The sequence below is a fragment of the Variovorax sp. FG153 genome, assembly GCF_057809595.1.
The window spans coordinates 17,001-33,487 of the sequence record NZ_JBMDKG010000035.1 but is presented as its reverse complement, the minus strand read 5'-3'; the positions used below and the strand labels follow the sequence as shown (position 1 = coordinate 33,487).

Below are 16,487 nucleotides of genomic sequence, written 5' to 3'. Positions count from 1 at the left end.
GCGCTCGAATCAAGAGGGAGAGGTTTCCGATGGAAAGAGGGTTGCGTTTCTCGCCGGTCGTCATTGGCCTGGCGGTTTTGCTGACGGCATGTGGTGGGGGCGGTGGAGGAGGAGGTGGTGGTTTCCCCTTGGTGGGCGCAGCTCCTTCGACCACACCGACGTCTTCGGATCCGACATCCACGCCAAGTCCCGAAACGCCATCGGGGCCTTCGGAGCCCACGGGGCCTTCAGGTCCCACGCCCGGTACGGATCCCGATCCGGGTTCTCCCAAGCGGACGACTCCCTATTCATACAAGGTCGGAAGCGCCACCTACGAGAACCGCGAGGCGTTCCTGGCCGAATTGAGCAGCCCGACGATGGCGGGAAGTCTCTTTTTCTCGACCACGGGTGCCGTGGAGGGCGGGCAGACGGTCGTCAAGGCGGTCTACGAAAAGAAAGGCAACGCCACGAAGTACGAGCATCGCATGGCATTGGCGACCGAATCCAGGTCCGCCGCAGGCCTCAAGGCGCAGGGGGCCGAAGGCTTTATTCCGACCGCTATCTGGGTGGATCCTCTCAAGCCGTGGATGGAAGCGATTTTCAGCAAATCGCTGGATGTTCCAACGAAGTACGAGTACGTCGAAGTCGACGATCTGACTGGCAAGGTCGATCCCGAAGCCGTGGCGCCGCTGAACGTGCTGGGACAGCAGGGCTACTGCAAGCTGGATTTGACTTTTGATGGGAAGACGGTTCTATCGAGGGAGTCGCCTACATCGGCGCGGTGCACTTTCGAGCTGCAGCCGACGCGTTCATTGGTGTTTCGCGAGTTCGTGGGCCAGTTGAACGATCAAGGCCAGCGAGGCTACAAGTTCGCCTACAACACATCGACGTTCACTTCCACGGGCGCCAAGTACGCGACGATTTTCGTGCGAGACGAATCACAGAAGACGACGTTCCGCTACGAGATCGAAGCCAGTACGCTGGCTGGCCTGGGCACCCAGCAGGCGACGGAAGAATATCTGGCGGTACTGAATCGCCATGGTGCGGCAGGCGCCCGGTGGGTGACCGATTTTTCCGAGGACGGGAAGAGTTTCCGGGTTTTCATGACCGCCTACGATTGCAGTGGCCTCTTGTGCAATTGATTGGAGGTGGTGTTGATCGGCACAGACCTTCTCTGCTCACCGATCAACACCCCTCGGCATGAAACAGACAGGGACCGCAAGCCCCTGTCGTTGACCGCGTCTCTCGCGGGCTGACTCAGAGCCCCAGCGCCTTCGCCACCCCCGCCCCATACGCCGGATCGGCCTTGCTGCAGTTGTCGATGTGCCGCCGCTTGATGAACTCCGGCGCATCGCCCATCGCGCGTGCCGTGTTGTCGAACAGCGCCTGCTGCTGCTCGGGCTTCATCAGGCGGAACAGGTCGCCGGGCTGCTTGTAGTAGTCGGCGTCGTCCTCGCGGAAATTCCAGAAGTCGGCGTCGCCGCGCAGCTTGAGCGGCGGCTCGCGGTAGTCGGGTTGCTCCTGCCACTGGCCGAAGCTGTTGGGCTCATAGTGCAGGGTGCCGCCGTAGTTGCCGTCCACGCGCATGGTGCCGTCGCGATGGTTGCTGTGCACCGGGCAGCGCGCGGCGTTGACCGGGATCTGGTGGTGGTTGACGCCAAGGCGGTAGCGCTGCGCGTCGGAGTACGCGAACAGGCGCGCCTGCAGCATCTTGTCGGGCGACACGCTGATGCCGGGCACGAGGTTGTTGGGCGCGAAGGCGCTCTGCTCGACGTCGGCGAAGAAGTTCTCGGGGTTGCGGTTGAGCTCCATCACGCCGACCTCGATCAGCGGATAGTCCTTCTTGGGCCAGACCTTGGTGAGGTCGAAGGGGTGGTAGGGCACCTTCTCTGCATCGGCCTCGGGCATGACCTGCACGTAGAGGGTCCACTTGGGGAAGTCGCCGCGACCGATCGAATCGAACAGGTCGCGCTGGTGGCTCTCGCGGTCGCCGCCGACGAGCGCGGAGGCTTCGGCGTCGGTGAGGTTCTTGATGCCCTGTTGCGTCTTGAAGTGGAACTTGACCCAGAAGCGCTCGTTGGCCGTGTTGACGAAGCTGTAGGTGTGCGAGCCGAAGCCGTGCATGTGGCGGTAGCTGGAGGGAATGCCGCGGTCGCTCATCACGATGGTGACCTGGTGCAGCGCCTCGGGCAGCGAGGTCCAGAAGTCCCAGTTGTTGGTGGCGCTGCGCATGTTGGTCTTGGGATCGCGCTTCACGGCCTTGTTGAGGTCGGGGAACTTGCGCGGATCGCGCAGGAAGAACACGGGTGTGTTGTTGCCCACCAGGTCCCAGTTGCCTTCCTCGGTATAGAACTTCAGCGCGAAGCCGCGGATGTCGCGCTCGGCATCGGCCGCGCCGCGTTCGCCGGCCACGGTGGTGAAGCGCGCGAACATCTCGGTCTTCTTGCCGACGGCGCTGAACAGCTTGGCGCGCGTGTACTTGGTGATGTCGTGCGTGACGGTGAAGGTGCCGAAGGCGCCGGAGCCCTTGGCGTGCATGCGGCGCTCGGGAATGATCTCGCGGTTGAGGTTGGCGAGCTTCTCGATCAGCCAGACGTCCTGCATCAGCAGCGGGCCGCGCGGGCCGGCCGTGAGGCTGTTCTGGTTGTCGACCACGGGCGCGCCGAAGGCGGTGGTCAGGGGGGTCTTGTTCTGGGGATCGGATGGGTTGCTCATGGGGCGTCCTCTCGTCGTGGGTTGAAAGCGGGTCCACTCTACGAGCATCCGATGACCTTTCCAAACGACCTCCGTGGGGGGACGGGGGATACGATGGAATGATGCGGCGAGGCGCGGAATGGAGTAGGCAATCGGTCCGGCCCTCCGCGCGCCATCGCCGGCCCTAGCCGCGCATTCGTTCGACCGCGTCGATCCAGCGCACGAAGGCCGCCATCTGGTCGGTGACGAACTTGCGCGTGGTGTCGTCGGTGCAGCGGCCGCTCTCGGCATCGAACTTGGTGGGCGCGTGGCCGATGAAGACCTCGGGCTTGACCAGCGGCATGGCGTTGAGGAAGAGCATGACCTTGCGCAGCTCGTACTGCACGCGCGCGCCGCCCAGCGGGCCGGGCGCGGCGCTGACGATCGCCACCGGCTTGGCGTTGAAGGGCTGGTCCTCGCCGCGGCTGAGCCAGTCGATGAGGTTCTTGAGCCCGCCGGGAATGCTGAAGTTGTACTCGGGCGTGGCGATCAGCACGCCGTCGGCGGCGCGGATGCGCTCGCGCAGCGCGGCCACAGGCGCCGGCAGGCCGCGCGCGTAGTCGTCGGCATCGAAGACCGGCACCTCGCGCCATTCGAGCAGGGTGAGGGAGGCGCCCTCGGGCAGGACCTCGCGCGCGAGCTGGACCACGTGGCGGTTCACGGAGGCGGCGCGCAGGCTGCCGCAGAGGGCGACGATGTCGCGGGTTGTCATTCGGAATCCTTGGAGCGTTGGAACGGGGAAGGGATGAGCGGGCTCACTCGAGCGTGATGTTGTTGTCCTTGACGACCTTGACCCAGCGCTTCGACTCGGTGCCGACCAATTGGGTGAAGTCCGCTGGAGAGCCGCCGACGGGGATCAGCCCGAACTCGCCGAGGTAGCGCCGGTATTCGTCGGATTCGGCGATGCGGCGCGACAGGCTGGCAAGCAGGTCGACGATGGGCTGCGGCGTGCCCTTGACCGCGAACACGCCATGCCACGAGTCGCCCTCGAAGCCCGGGAAGGCCTCGGCCACGGTCGGCACCTGCGGCAGCGACTCGAGCCGGTGCGTGCTCGACACGGCCAGCGGCCGGACCTTGCCGGCCTTGATGTAGGGCAGCACGTCGGCAATGGGCGAGAACGCGGTGCTGACGCGGCCGCCGAGCACGTCGGTCAGGCCGCCGTCGCGGTAGGGCACGTGGTTGAGCGCGAGGCCGGCGCTGTTGGCGAAGTAGGCCATCGACATGTGCGGCACCGTGCCCACGCCGTACGAGGCGTAGCTGACCTCGCCGGGGCGGGCCTTCGCGTCCTTGATCAGGTCGGCGAGCGTCTTGTAGGGCGACTGCACCGGCACCGAGACCACCAGCGGGATCGACAGCATGCGCGTCACCGGCACCAGGTCCTGCGGCTGGTAGGGCAGCTTCTTGTAGACGAAGGGGTTGATGGTGAGCGTGCCGCTCGCGGTGTAGAGCAAGGTGTAGCCGTCGGCGGGCGCGGTGGTGACGGCCTGCGTGCCGACGATGGTGGAGGCGCCGGCGCGGTTGTCGATCACCACGGGCTGCTGCAGCTGCTTGGAGATGCGGTCGCCCCAGTAGCGCGCCATCACGTCGGGTGCGGTGCCGGCGGGAAACGGCACCACCACGCGGATCGGCTTGCTCGGGTACTTGTCCTGCGCCTGGGCGCAGACGAAGGCGGCGAGGCCGAGGACCAGCGTCCAGGCGGCGCGTTGGAAGAAGAAGGGACGGATCGCGGTCGGCATGGTGGTCTCCGGTGCGCCGGACTTGGGTGCCGGCTGGTTGAAGCGCGGGGTGCGCACGGTGCCAGCGAATCTAGGTGTTCCATCGCGCGCAATGAAGCGCCCCCGGCGGAAAGCTTTGTTCCGCCTGCAGGAAAACTCGGGTGCGGGAGTATCCTCGGCGCCTCTTCGAACCCGCCCACGGACCCAAGCGATGGACACGCCGTTCAGCCTGCCTTCCGCCTATCGCCTCGCCTCGACCCGCCGCTGGGGCCGCACCCAGGGCCTGACGGTGACGCCGACCGGCGCGGCGCGCGGGCGGCGCGAGTTCCTGTGTTTCCGGCCCGGCTTCTATCTGTCGCTGGGCCATGTCACGCACCTGGAAGAGAGCCGCGAGGTCTACCGCAGCGGCGACTTCATCAAGCTGCATTTCCGCCTCGAGGGCGAGAGCCGGGTCGGCCAGCCTGGCAGCACGGGCGCAGAGACGGTGAGCGCGATGAGCGTGAGCACCCTGCTGCAGCCGCCCGGGGCGGCCAAGGAGGAGTTCTTCGCGAGCGAGGTGCGCGAGCGCTCGGTCACGCTGTGCTGTTCGCGCGATTTCCTGTCGGAGGAACTGGGGCTGCTCGAGCTGCCGCTGGACGGGCCCTTCGGCGCCTTCATGCAGGCGCGGCCCGATCGTTTCGAGCTGCTGCGTTTTCCGCTGAGCACGGCGCAGCACGGGATCGCCGATGCGCTGCTCGACGATGGATCGGGCGATCGCTTTCGAGGGCTCTATGCCGAGGCCAAGGCCTTCGAGCTGCTGCATGGTTTCCTGACGCGCGGTTTCGGCGATGCACCGGTCGATGGCGCCACGGCCGCGGCTCGCGAGCGGCTGGCGCCGCTCAAGGACCATATCGACATGCATTTGGGCGAGGTCTTCGACATGCGCGGCCTCGCGCGCCGTTTCGGGCTCAGCGAGAGCCGCCTTGCGCGCGGCTTCCGGCAGGCCTATGGCAGCTCGCTGTTCGAGTACGTGACCAGGGCGCGGCTGGCACGCGCTCGGGTGCTGCTGGAACAGGGGCGCCAGAGCGTGACCGAGATCGCGCTCGACGCGGGCTACGGGCATGCCGCGAACTTCAGCACCGCGTTCAAGCGCCACTTCGGGTTGAGCCCGCAGGCGGCGCGGCAGGCTTCGCGCTCAGGCCAGCGCGAGCACTGACGCGACGGTTCAGACCACATCGGCCGGGGCGATCAGCACCCGCGTGTACTTGTTCATCGCCTCGACCTCGAGGCCGAGCCAGCGCGCGACCTGTTCGACCGACGTGCCGCGGCGAAGCTGGCGCAGCGCGAAGGTGTGCCGCAAGCGGAACGAACCGCCTTCTGCGCTGTCGAGCCCGGCCTGCGCGAGTAACTCGCGGGCGCAGCGGTATTGCGATTCCTTGCCCCAGGGCTTGCCGGTACGCGTCGAGGGAAAGAGCTGCTCGCCCGGGATGCCCAGTTCGGCGCGGACCTGCAGCCAGTGCTTGAGCAGTTCGGCGGCCCAGGGCGCGATCGGCGTTTCGCGCGGCGGCAGGTTGCCGTTGCCGGGCACGGCGATCTTCCAAGGGCGGTCGGCCACGCGGCCGCCCGCGATGGTGGGTGCGTCGAGCGCCAGCGCGCGCACGTCGCCCGGGGCGAGGCCGGCACCGAGCTGCAATCCGACGGCCGCGTGGTTGCGCAACTGCTGCCAGGTCAGCGGCTGGCCGCGGCCTTCCGACGAAGCGCCCGGGCGCGGGCGCGCGCGCGAGAGAAACAGGATCAGGTGCTTGGCCTCGGACGCCGACAGGAACTCGGGCGGTGGATCGGCACTGGCCGCTTCGGCATAGCGGATCTCGGGATGGGCCAGCAGCCAGTCGGCCGCCGCCGTGCTGGGCGGCAGGTCGTGCATGGCGCAGCGATGGCGCAGCACATGGTCGATCAGGCGCACCAGCCGCAGCGCATGGCGCGGCGAGAGCGACAGGTCGCTGCTCTTGATGCCGTAGCGCGCGGCCTTGAAGGCGTCGAGGTCGGCGGGTGAGAGGGACTCCAGCGTCACCCGCGGCGACTGGCCCAGGCACCACGAGGTGAAGCCGTTCCACATGTCGCGGTAGACCGCCATCGACGAGGCCTCTCGCAGGGTGCCCGCGGCGCTGCGCGCCGCAAGCCATTCCTCGAAAGCCGATTCATGGGGGGTGCCGACGGGGTCGGTATCGAAGAGGGAAGGCGTGACCATGGAAATACGCTAACGGCCTGCGTTTGGGTTTTGAGGAACGGCCTTGGACTTGATGAGCAATTTAGCTCCCTGAAATCCAATTACGGCCGTTAGTTTATTTATAGGGATGGAATCCTGCAGCAACAAGACATCCGGCGCGAGCGCTTTCGCGACCTGTATTTCCGAATTGCCGCGATCCGATGGTTGGACCCACTGTTTTCGGTTGGCAACTTATCGGGCAGCCGTTTTCAAGAATCGCCGTGGGCTGCCGAGGCCCCCGCTGACAGGTCAGGGGCCCGGCACACGGCAATTTCCGCTGCATGCTGAGCCTGAACACCCTGTCACCCATGCTGGCCGCCTCGCGCCCCATCGATCTGCGCGAGGAGGGCTGGGTCTACGAGCAGCGATTGAGTGGCTGCCGCCTCCTGGCGCAGACGCGAACGCCCACGCGCTCGGGCAAGGTGCAACTGCAGACGCGCGATGGGTCGGACGCGACGGGTTGGTTTCCCGAGGTGGTGGAGAGTCTGGCCCAGTTGAAGGAAGGCCCCTGCATCCTCGATGGGGTGGCCTGCGTGCTCGACGACAAGGGCCGCTGCGACGGCGAAGGACTGAGCGAGCGCGCGAGGCGGCGCGGGTGGTATCGCGGTGCCCGGCCCGTGTTCTATTTCGTCTTCGATCTGTTAATGGCGCAGGGCGCGGACGTCACCGGCGAACCGCTGTCGCAGCGCAAGCAAAGGCTCTCGCGACTGCTCGGGACGCCCCTGCTCAATGTGATCCCGGTCCATCACTACGAGCGTTCCGAAGCCATGGCCCTGCTGCGCCAGGGAAGGAACCAGGAGGATTTCGCGGGCTTGATGGCCAAGTGGAGAACGAGCGTCTATCGCCCCGGTGTTCGTTCGGCCGATTGGGTGGCGCTCAATGCGCGGGAATCGCACGCGGGCCTCTAGCGAGGTGTTTGCGCGGAACCAGTCCGGGCTTTCGCGAGTCGCATCCGGCGATCGGCGGGCCACCGGCTTGCGTGTGTCGGCATCTTTTCCGACAGGCGCGTCGAGGGCCGCTGACTACGCTCGTCGGCAGTTCCCGGGTGATACCGGGTGTTCCGATTCCAGCCAGCCTGTTCCTGTGTCACGCGACATGTCCTCGATGCCTCTGCCTCCGTCCCTCCATCCGTTCTTTCTCCGGAAACAGCCGAAGGCGCCCGCATCGGGCGGCACCGGGCGCGATGCGCTGTCGCATTCGGAGCGGCATCAGGACTGGGAATTCCACTACAGCCTCGCACCGGTGCCCGCGCGCGCCACCTTCTCGGGCACCGCGCAGATCCATCGCCAGGGCGAGCGCCATTGCGAACTGCCGATCTTCGAGCCGCAGTGCAATACGCTGGCATCGATCGACCTCTTGCGCGAGCAGTGCCTGGCGTGGATCGAGAGCCGCTCGGCGGCCGCGGGTCCGCCACCTCCCGCCAACTGAAGCGCATGGACTGGATCTCCTGGCTGCAGTGGCCCGCCTTCGTTGCCTCGGTGGGCGCCTCCTGGCTGGTGGCATCGAATGCGAAGGACAGGCGCAACGCGGGGTTCTGGGTCTTCCTCGCGAGCAATGTGCTGTGGGGCATCTGGGGCGTGTATTCGAGCGCCTGGGCGCTGATCGCGCTCCAGGTCTGCCTGGCCGTCATGAACCTGCGCGGTCTCGGCAAGACCAAGGAGGCCTCCTCGCAGAACTGAGCGGCAACGGACTTGGCGCGGAAAACAGCCTCATCGGTCAAAAATAGCCAATAGGGCTAAAATGGCCAGATTCCTCCCTCGGAGAAGTCCATGGCTGCCCTCTGGCCCCCGCTCGATCAATTGCCGCGTCAGAACGCTTCGCAGGTCAAGAACCGCTGGGGCGAGGTCGTGCGTCAGGTGCGCCAGTCGGGCAGCGTGGCAATCACCCACCACGCCAATGTCGAGATGGTGCTGCTCGACGCGGCCACCTACGAGCAACTGACCACCGACCTGCAGGCCCTGCGCTCGCGCGAGGCCAACGTGCTCGAGGAACTCGGCGCGCGCTTCGACGCGCGGCTGGCGGTGCTGCAACAAGAGGACAGCGCTGGCAAGCTCGACAGCCTGTTCGAAGCGCGCGGCAAGCAGCGCCAGCGTCCGCGGGCCGGCGAAAGCTTCTGATGGGCGCCGCCGCGGCACGGCGGCCGTTCATCTTCGTGCTGGCCGGCGTCAATGGCGCCGGCAAGAGCTCGGTCGGCGGCGCGATGCTGGCCGAGCACGGCCTTGACTGGTACAACCCCGACCGCTTCGCGCGCGAGCTGGTGGCCGCGCTGGGCATCGACATCGCCGATGCCAACGGCCGAGCCTGGGAACACGGCCGCGCGCGGCTCGAGGCCGCCATCGAGAGCGGCCGCAACTTCGCCTTCGAGACCACGCTCGGCGCCCGCACCATCCCCGACCTGCTGGCGCGCGCCGCGCGCAGCCATGACGTCTCGATGATCTTCTGCGGCCTGGCCTCGCCCGAGCTGCATCTGCGCCGCGTGCGCGCACGCGTGCTGCGCGGCGGCCACGACATCCCCGAAGCGAAGATCCGCGAGCGCTGGACCGCCTCGCGTGCCAACCTGATCCGGCTGCTGCCGAATCTCGCGCGGCTGCAGGTGTTCGACAACAGCGCCGAGGCTGCGCCGGGCGAGGAGATCGACGATCCCGTGCTGGTGCTCGAAGTCATCGGTGGCCGGGTCACGCATCCGGCGCCCGAGGACACCGCGGCGCTGGCCGCCACGCCCGCGTGGGCGCGAGCCATCGTGCAGGCGGCGATCGAGCGCGCTCGGTCGCCGGACGGCACCGCCTGATTCAGGCAGGCACAGCGCCGGGCCGAACCGTCTCGCCCGCGATCGCGCGCCGCGCGACATGGGCCACGCCCTCGGCATCCAGCAGGTAGTGGCGGTACAGGTGCGTGGGCGGCGCGATCAGGCTGTACTCGTCGTGGATGCCGTGCCGCACGAGCCGCACCGACCCGCCGACATCCGACAGCACCTCCGCCACCGCGGCACCGAGGCCACCGAGCACGTTGTGCTCTTCCACCGTCATCAAGAGCTTCGACCGGCCGGCCGCCTCGAGCACCGCCGCGCGGTCCAGCGGCTTCACCGTGGCCATGTCGAGCACGCCGACCGACAGCCCCTCGGCGCGCAGCGCCTTGGCCGCCTCGAGCGCGGAGTGGACCGGCATGCCGCAGGCCATGATCGTGAGATCGGTGCCCTGGCCGTGCGCGATCGCTTTGCCGATGCGGAAATCGATGCCGCTCGCATAGATCTCCGGATCGCGGCCGCGCCCGATCCGGAAATAGATCGGCTCGGGCCAGTCGACCGAAGCCTTGATCGCGGCCTTCAGCTGGTGGCCGTCCGCGGGCGAGATGATCGTGAGCCCGGCGATCGAGCGCATCGTGCCGATGTCCTCGGTCGCATGGTGCGAGGTGCCGTAGAAGCCGAGCGAAATGCCCGTGTGGTGGCCGATCAGCCGCACCGGCAGCGCGCTGTAGGCCACGTCCATGCGGATCTGCTCGCAGCACAGCAGGCCGAGGAAGGAAGCAAAGGTCGCCACGAAGGGCATCTGGCCCGTGGTCGCGAGGCCGGCCGCGGCCGACACCATGTTCTGTTCCGAGATGCCGAACTGGATGTAGCGCTCGGGAAAGGCAGCCGCGAACTTGTTGAGGCCGTTCGAATACTGCAGGTCGGCCGAGCCGGCCACGACCGGATGGCCGGCCTCGGCGAGTTCGATCAGGGCGTCCGAGAGCATGCTCAATCCGGGCGTGGTGGCGTTGAGCGAGCGGTACTGCCAGCTTTCGGGGGAAAGGGGTTGGGACATCGGGTGGGCCTCGTGGTCAGATTTCGGTTTGCATGATTTCTTCGATCGCGCGCGCGGCGTCGTCGGGCGACAGGTAGCCCAGGTGCCAGCCGGGCTCGGTCTCCATGTACGACACGCCCTTGCCCTTCACCGTGTGCGCGATCACGCAGGCGGGTCGCTCGCGCCGCGCGTCCTGCTTGAGGCGGCGCAGCAGCTGCGTGAGGGCCGAGAGGTCGTGGCCGTCGACCTCGTGCGTCTCCCAGCCGAAGGCACGCCACTTGTCGGCCAGCCCCTCGATGCCGATCACGTCGTCGACGCGACCGTCGAGCTGGAAGCCGTTGCGGTCGACGATGGCGATGAGCTTCGAGAGCCGGTAGTGGGCCGCGAACATCGCCGCCTCCCAGACCTGGCCCTCCTGCATCTCGCCGTCGCCGAGCATCACGAAGGTGTCGAAGCCGCGCTTCGCGATGCGCCCGCCGAAGGCCATGCCGGCACCGGCCGACAGCGCATGGCCGATCGAGCCTGAGCTGAAGTCGATGCCCGGCACCTTGCGCATGTCGGGGTGGTCGCCCAGCGGATTGCCCAGGCGGGTGTAGCCGTCGAGCGTGGCGCGGTCGATGTAGCCGTACTCCGCGAGGATCGGGAACAGGCCGACCGCCGCATGGCCCTTGCCCATGAGGAAGCGGTCGCGATCGGGCCAGCGGGGCTCGTTGGCGCGGATGTCCATCACGTCGTAGTAGAGCGAGGCGAACAGCTCGGCGGCGGAGAACACCGAGCTGTAGTGGCCGACCTTGGCGATCTCGATCAGCCGGATCGTTTCGAGGCGGATGAAGCGGGCCTTCTCGCGCAGGCGTTTCAGTTCGTCGGCGGACGGGGCGGGCGGTGATTCAGACGGAAATGGCATATCGGTTGCGTGGCTAAGAGGGTGAAAGAAGCCCGCGCGCATGGGCATGCGGCGCGGGCGGGCGTGGGGTTCGGGAGCGTCGTGCCGGGCCTGCGTCCTCCATCGGGTTTTCCATCAACGGGTCGGGCGAAAAAAGACTTGTCTCGCTCGAAATCAACATATAGGATATATCCTACATCACCGATCGAGACCTGCAAAGTCCGATTTCCCACCCACTGTCCAGAAGGTCGTCCATGACAGTCGTATCCGCGCGTTCCCGCTGTCGCGCAGGCATTTCCAAACTCGCCGCGCTGCTCGCGCTGGCCGCTGCCGCCACCGCGTCGATGGCGGCCGATCTCACGGTCGTCGGCTTCGGCGGCGCCTTGCAGGAAGCGTTTCGCAGCGCCTACTTCGAGCCGTTCAAGAAGCAGGGCGGCATCGCGCTGGTCGAGGACAGCTACCCCGGCGGCTATGCGCGGCAGAAGGCCATGGTCGAGACCGGCAACGTGACCTGGGACCTGGTGCAGATGGACGAGAACGAGATGGCCTCGGCCTGCGAGCAGGGCCTGCTCGAGCCCATCGACCGCAAGCAGTTCGCGAAGGCGCAGGACATCAACCCCGCGGCCTTCGCCAGGTGCGGCGTGGGCGCCTTCGTCTGGTCGAAGGTGCTGGCCTACGACGGCCGCAAGTTCGGCGACAACGGGCCGCGCACCTGGGCCGAGTTCTGGGACACCCGGCGCTGGCCCGGCAAGCGCGGCCTGCGCAAGCAGCCGCGCATGACGCTGGAGATCGCGCTGCTCGCGGATGGCGTGCCCGCCGCCGATGTCTACAAGGTGCTCGCCACCAGGGCCGGCCAGGACCGCGCCTTCGCCAAGCTCGACCAGCTTCGGCCTTCCATCGTCTGGTGGGAATCGGGCGCGCAGCCGCTCGAATGGCTCGAGAGCGGCACGCTGGCCGCCACCGCCGCCTACAGCGGGCGCATCGCCTCGGCCAACCAGCAGGGCAAGCAGTTCCGCTTCAGCTGGGACGGCCAGCTCTACAGCATGGATTACTGGACCATCGTGAAGGGCAGCCCGCACCGCCAGCAGGCCTACGCGCTGCTCGACTCGATGTTCGACGCGCAGCGCCAGGTCGCCTTCGCGCAGGCCATTCCCTACGGCGTGACCAACACCCGCGCCGCCGCCGCGATGCCCGAGGCGCTGCGCCCGCTGCTGCCGACCTCGCCGCAGAACCTGCGCAACGCGCTGCTGCTCGACACCGCCTTCTGGGTCGACCACGAGGAAGAGCTGCTGCAGCGCTTCACGCGCTGGGTGTCGCAACGTTGAGGCCCGCGACGATGTCCACCGGTTCCTCCGCCGCCTCGCTCGCCGTTCCCGCCCTGCCGGCGGGTGCCGGCGCGGCCCTCAGGCGCTCGACCCACCGCGCAGGCCGGCGCCAGCGGCTGGTGTCGCTGCTGCTGGTCGCGCCGCTGCTGCTCTACGGCGCCGTCTTCTTCCTGCTGCCGCTGGCGATGATGGTCCATCGCGCCATCGACAACCCCGAGGTGCGCGAGGCGCTGCCGCGCACCGCGCAGGTCCTGGCCGACTGGCAGCCCGCGGCCGCTTCGCTGCCCGCCGACCCCGCCTTCGCCGCGCTGGCCGCCGACATGGCGCAGGCCCAGGGCACGCGCGCCATCGGCGAGCTCGGCCGTCGCATGAACTACGAGATCAGCGGCTACCGCACGCTGGTGATGAAGACCGCGCGCCGCGCCGGCACCGACGCGCCCGCCGCACCCGATGCCAGGGCCTGGCTGCTCGAGGTCGATCCGCGCTGGGGCGAGTCGGCCTACTGGAGCGCGCTGCGCCGCGCCGCCACGCCCTACACCGGGCGCTACCTGCTGGCCGCGCTCGACATGGCGGAGAACGACGAGGGCCGCATCGCGCGCGCCGAGCCCGACCAGCGCATCTACCTCGACATCCTCTGGCGCACGCTCTCGATCGCGGGCGCGGTCACGCTGGCCTGCCTGCTGCTCGGCTATCCGCTCGCGGCATTGCTCGTGAAGGCACCGAAGCCGATCGCCTTCGCGATCATGCTGGCGGTGCTGCTGCCCTTCTGGACCTCGCTGCTCGCGCGCACCACGGCCTGGATCGTGGTGCTGCAGGAGAACGGGCTGGTCAATGCGCTGCTGCAGGCCATCGGTGCCGTGAACCAGCCGCTCGCGCTGATCTTCAATGCCACCGGCCTCTACATCGTGATGGTGCACATCCTGCTGCCCTTCGCCGTGCTGCCGATCTACAACAGCCTCAAGAGTATTCCGCCGCACCTGATGCGCGCCTCGTCCTCGCTCGGCGCGCACCCGGTGCGCGGCTTCCTGCACGTCTACCTGCCGCTGAGCCTGCCGGGCGTGGCGGCCGGCGGCCTGCTGACCTTCATCGTGGCCGCGGGCTACTACATCACGCCCTCGCTGGTCGGCAGCGCGCGCGAGCAGATGCTCGGCTACTTCGTCGCCTTCTACGCCAACAACACCGTCAACTGGGGCATGGCCTCGGCGCTCGGCCTGATGCTGCTGGCCTGCGTGATGGCGGTGTACCTGGTGGCGGCTTCCACGCTCGGCGTGAAGCAGCTCGCGGGCATCAAGTGAAAGACGGGAACCCCTTCGCATGACCCACCGCCAATTCGCCCGTGCCGCCGGCGCCGTGCACTACCTGTACGGCGCGCTGATGGTGTGCTTCCTGCTGCTGCCGCTGCTCGCGATGACGCCGATCTCGCTGAGCGCCGGCTCCTTCCTGTCCTACCCGCTGCCGGGCTTCTCGACCCAGTGGTACCAGCGCGTGTTCTCGCCCGGCCCCTGGCTCGACTCGCTGCGCAACAGCCTCGTGGTCGGCGTGTGCTCGACCCTGATCGCCACGGTGCTCGGCACGCTCGCGGCCTTCGCCTTCGCGCGGCGCAACCTGCCGGCGCGGCGCACGCTGCTGGGCTTCCTGATGGCGCCGATGATCGTGCCGCCCGTCATCACCGGCCTGGGCATGTACTTCCTGTTCTCGCGCATCGGGCTCACGGCCTCGCTGCCGGGACTGGTCATCGCGCATGCGGTGCTGTCGACGCCCTTCGTCGTCATCACGGTCACGGCCACGCTGCAGCAGTTCGACATGGGCTTGCTGCGCGCCGCCTACAGCCTGGGCGCCTCGCCCGTGCGCGCCTTCTTCACCGTGGTGGTGCCGATCGTCATGTCGGGCATCGTCTCGGGCGCGCTGTTCGCGTTCATCACCTCGTTCGACGAGGTCGTGGTCGCCATCTTCATCGGCGGTCCGGGCCAGCGCACGCTGCCACGCCAGATGTTCGACGGCATCCGCGACACCATCGACCCCTCGATCATCGCCATGTCGACCTTCCTGATGGTCGTCGCGGCGGTGGCACTCACGCTGTCGGCCTGGCTGAGCCAGCGCTCGGCCCCTGTTCAACGCCCCCAGGACCCCGGAAGCTCCACATGAACCCAGACTTCTCCGCCGGCGTCGCCCACGTCGACGGTCAGTACGTCGCGCTGCGCGACGCCCGCATCCCCCTCGTCGACCGCGGCTTCGTGCGCTCCGATGCCACCTACGACGTGGCCCACGTCTGGCAGGGCCGCTTCTTCCGGCTCGACGACCACATCGACCGCTTCCTGTGGTCGATGGGCGAGCTGCACATGAGCCTGCCGCTCTCGAAGAAGGAGATCCGCCACATCCTCGAGCAATGCGTGGCGCTGAGCGGCCTGCGCGACGCCTACGTGCAGATGACCTGCACGCGCGGCGTGCCGCCGCCGGGCTCGCGCGATCCGCGCGAATGCCAGAACCGCTTCTATGCCTTCTCGCAGCCCTTCGTCTGGATCGGCACGCCGGCGCAACAACGCACGGGGCTCGCGATGGTGATCAGCCAGGTGCAGCGCATCGCGAGCGCGGCGATCGACACGCGCGTGAAGAACTTCCACTGGCTCGACCTGACCATGGGCATCTTCGAAGCCTACGACCGCGGCGCGCTGGTCGCGGCGCTGCCCGATGCGCAAGGCAACGTGACCGAGGGCGCGGGCTTCAACATCTTCGGCGCCAAGGACGGCGCGCTGTTCACGCCGCGGCGCAACGTGTTCGAGGGCATGACGCGGCGCACCGTGATCGAGCTCGCGCGCCAGCTCGGCATCGGCTGCGAACTGGCCGACATCCCCGTGCAGCGGCTGCGCGAGGCCGACGAGATCTTCATCACCAGCACCGCCGGCGGCGTGATGCCCGTGACCCGGCTCGACGGCGCCAGCGTGGGCAACGGCGAGGTCGGTCCGCTGACGCAGCAGCTGCAGCGCATGTACTGGCAGCGCGCGGCGGACGACCCGCGCAACACCCCCGTGCCTTACGAAAACGTGGCCGCCGCGCGCGGCGGCAAGGAGCTCGCATGATCGTCGTCACCGGAGGTACCCACGGCATCGGCGCGGCCATCGTCGCGCAACTGGCGGGCCACGGCGAGCAGGTGCTGTTCACCGGCCGCGACACCGCGGCCGGCGAGGCGCTGGCGCAGCACACCGGCGCCCATTTCGCGGCCGCGGATGCGTCCGACCCTGCTGCCGTCGCCGAAGTCGTCGCGCGCGCCGAGGCGCTGGGCGGCGGCGTCATCGACGGGCTGGTCAACAACGCGGGCGCCGGTTCGCGCAGCGCCTTCCTCGAGCTGGGCGTCGACGACTGGGACCGGCTGATGGCGGTCAACCTGCGCTCTGTGTTCCTGTTCAGCCAGAAGGCGCTGCCGGCGCTGCGGAAGTCGCAGCGCGGCGCCGTCGTCAACGTGGCTTCGATCGCCGGCAAGGTCGGCGAGGAGGGGCTCGCGGCCTACTGCGCCTCGAAGGGCGGCGTGATCGCGCTCACGCAGGCGCTGGCGCTGGAGTTCGGCGAGCGCGTGCGTTTCAACGCGGTGTGCCCCGGCCAGATCGCCACGCGGATGATGGCGCGCGTGATCGCCGATGCCGACCGCCTGGCCGCGCTCACGCGGCGCATTCCCGCCGGCCGGCTCGGCGAGGCCGGCGAGGTGGCCGACACGGTCTGCTGGCTGCTCTCGGCGCAGGCCAGCTTCATCAACGGCGCGGTGCTCACGGTCGACGGCGGCGAAACCGCCGGCTACCGCACGCCGCCGCTGCCCGGCGCAGCGCGCGCCTGAAC

18 protein-coding genes are annotated in these 16,487 nt (G+C 68.2%); 12 read left to right on the top strand and 6 right to left on the bottom strand.

What is annotated here, in order from left to right; all coding sequences use genetic code 11:
• The first annotated feature begins 29 nt into the window (after positions 1 to 29).
• The gene (locus ACODT0_RS29590) at positions 30 to 1,121 is read left to right on the top strand and encodes a hypothetical protein (protein ID WP_261214597.1); all 1,092 of its coding nucleotides are present in this window, start codon (positions 30 to 32) and stop codon (positions 1,119 to 1,121) included.
• 115 nt (positions 1,122 to 1,236) lie between these two features.
• Here ACODT0_RS29590 and ACODT0_RS29585 read toward each other — a convergent pair whose 3' ends face one another.
• The 3 genes from ACODT0_RS29585 to ACODT0_RS29575 form a co-directional block, all read right to left on the bottom strand.
• Positions 1,237 to 2,694, bottom strand: coding sequence for a catalase (locus ACODT0_RS29585; RefSeq protein ID WP_057590075.1), 1,458 nt, complete (start codon positions 2,692 to 2,694; stop codon positions 1,237 to 1,239).
• Between the two features lie 163 nt (positions 2,695 to 2,857).
• Positions 2,858 to 3,424 (bottom strand): NADPH-dependent FMN reductase, encoded by a 567-nt coding sequence (locus tag ACODT0_RS29580; protein ID WP_057590074.1) that lies wholly within the window; start codon positions 3,422 to 3,424, stop codon positions 2,858 to 2,860.
• 43 nt (positions 3,425 to 3,467) lie between these two features.
• The gene (locus ACODT0_RS29575; RefSeq protein ID WP_261214593.1) at positions 3,468 to 4,505 is read right to left on the bottom strand and encodes a Bug family tripartite tricarboxylate transporter substrate binding protein; all 1,038 of its coding nucleotides are present in this window, start codon (positions 4,503 to 4,505) and stop codon (positions 3,468 to 3,470) included.
• Positions 4,506 to 4,638: 133 nt separating this feature from the next.
• Between ACODT0_RS29575 and ACODT0_RS29570 the strand changes: the two genes are divergently transcribed.
• A complete protein-coding gene (locus ACODT0_RS29570) occupies positions 4,639 to 5,622 on the top strand; it encodes a helix-turn-helix domain-containing protein (protein ID WP_261214592.1) in 984 nt (327 codons plus the stop codon).
• Positions 5,623 to 5,631: 9 nt separating this feature from the next.
• Here the strand turns inward: ACODT0_RS29570 and ACODT0_RS29565 are convergent, their stop codons facing one another.
• Complete coding sequence (locus ACODT0_RS29565) at positions 5,632 to 6,654, bottom strand: tyrosine-type recombinase/integrase (RefSeq protein ID WP_057590072.1); 1,023 nt, start codon at positions 6,652 to 6,654, stop codon at positions 5,632 to 5,634.
• A 299-nt stretch (positions 6,655 to 6,953) separates the two neighbouring features.
• Between ACODT0_RS29565 and ACODT0_RS29560 the strand changes: the two genes are divergently transcribed.
• The 5 genes from ACODT0_RS29560 to ACODT0_RS29540 all read left to right on the top strand — a co-directional run bounded on the left by ACODT0_RS29560 (position 6,954) and on the right by ACODT0_RS29540 (position 9,460).
• Positions 6,954 to 7,580 carry an ATP-dependent DNA ligase gene (locus ACODT0_RS29560; RefSeq protein WP_057590071.1) on the top strand — a complete coding sequence of 209 codons (627 nt, stop codon included), beginning with the start codon at positions 6,954 to 6,956 and terminating at the stop codon, positions 7,578 to 7,580.
• A gap of 196 nt (positions 7,581 to 7,776) precedes the next feature.
• Complete coding sequence (locus ACODT0_RS29555; RefSeq protein WP_261214587.1) at positions 7,777 to 8,100, top strand: hypothetical protein; 324 nt, start codon at positions 7,777 to 7,779, stop codon at positions 8,098 to 8,100.
• A 5-nt stretch (positions 8,101 to 8,105) separates the two neighbouring features.
• Positions 8,106 to 8,351, top strand: coding sequence for a hypothetical protein (locus tag ACODT0_RS29550; protein WP_261214585.1), 246 nt, complete (start codon positions 8,106 to 8,108; stop codon positions 8,349 to 8,351).
• Positions 8,352 to 8,441: 90 nt separating this feature from the next.
• Positions 8,442 to 8,789, top strand: a complete 348-nt coding sequence (locus ACODT0_RS29545) for a type II toxin-antitoxin system Phd/YefM family antitoxin (RefSeq protein ID WP_261214584.1) — start codon at positions 8,442 to 8,444, stop codon at positions 8,787 to 8,789.
• Complete coding sequence (locus ACODT0_RS29540; RefSeq protein ID WP_261214582.1) at positions 8,789 to 9,460, top strand: ATPase; 672 nt, start codon at positions 8,789 to 8,791, stop codon at positions 9,458 to 9,460. The genes ACODT0_RS29545 and ACODT0_RS29540 overlap by 1 nt, the downstream gene beginning before the upstream one ends.
• A gap of 1 nt (position 9,461) precedes the next feature.
• Here the strand turns inward: ACODT0_RS29540 and ACODT0_RS29535 are convergent, their stop codons facing one another.
• Complete coding sequence (locus ACODT0_RS29535; RefSeq protein ID WP_261214581.1) at positions 9,462 to 10,472, bottom strand: transketolase family protein; 1,011 nt, start codon at positions 10,470 to 10,472, stop codon at positions 9,462 to 9,464.
• A 16-nt stretch (positions 10,473 to 10,488) separates the two neighbouring features.
• Positions 10,489 to 11,355 (bottom strand): transketolase, encoded by an 867-nt coding sequence (locus ACODT0_RS29530; RefSeq protein ID WP_261214579.1) that lies wholly within the window; start codon positions 11,353 to 11,355, stop codon positions 10,489 to 10,491.
• A gap of 233 nt (positions 11,356 to 11,588) precedes the next feature.
• Here ACODT0_RS29530 and ACODT0_RS29525 point away from each other — a divergent pair, with 233 nt between their 5' ends.
• From ACODT0_RS29525 to ACODT0_RS29505, 5 genes are read left to right on the top strand one after another with little or no spacing between them, the layout of a single operon-like run.
• Entirely contained in the window at positions 11,589 to 12,659 is a 1,071-nt protein-coding gene (locus ACODT0_RS29525; protein ID WP_296729355.1) for an ABC transporter substrate-binding protein, read from the top strand.
• 11 nt (positions 12,660 to 12,670) lie between these two features.
• Complete coding sequence (locus tag ACODT0_RS29520) at positions 12,671 to 13,954, top strand: ABC transporter permease (protein WP_296729357.1); 1,284 nt, start codon at positions 12,671 to 12,673, stop codon at positions 13,952 to 13,954.
• Between the two features lie 19 nt (positions 13,955 to 13,973).
• The gene (locus ACODT0_RS29515; protein ID WP_057590063.1) at positions 13,974 to 14,804 is read left to right on the top strand and encodes an ABC transporter permease; all 831 of its coding nucleotides are present in this window, start codon (positions 13,974 to 13,976) and stop codon (positions 14,802 to 14,804) included.
• Entirely contained in the window at positions 14,801 to 15,736 is a 936-nt protein-coding gene (locus ACODT0_RS29510; protein ID WP_296729359.1) for an aminotransferase class IV, read from the top strand. The genes ACODT0_RS29515 and ACODT0_RS29510 overlap by 4 nt, the downstream gene beginning before the upstream one ends.
• Positions 15,733 to 16,485 (top strand): SDR family NAD(P)-dependent oxidoreductase, encoded by a 753-nt coding sequence (locus tag ACODT0_RS29505; RefSeq protein ID WP_296729360.1) that lies wholly within the window; start codon positions 15,733 to 15,735, stop codon positions 16,483 to 16,485. The genes ACODT0_RS29510 and ACODT0_RS29505 overlap by 4 nt, the downstream gene beginning before the upstream one ends.
• The last annotated feature ends 2 nt before the right edge of the window (positions 16,486 to 16,487 follow it).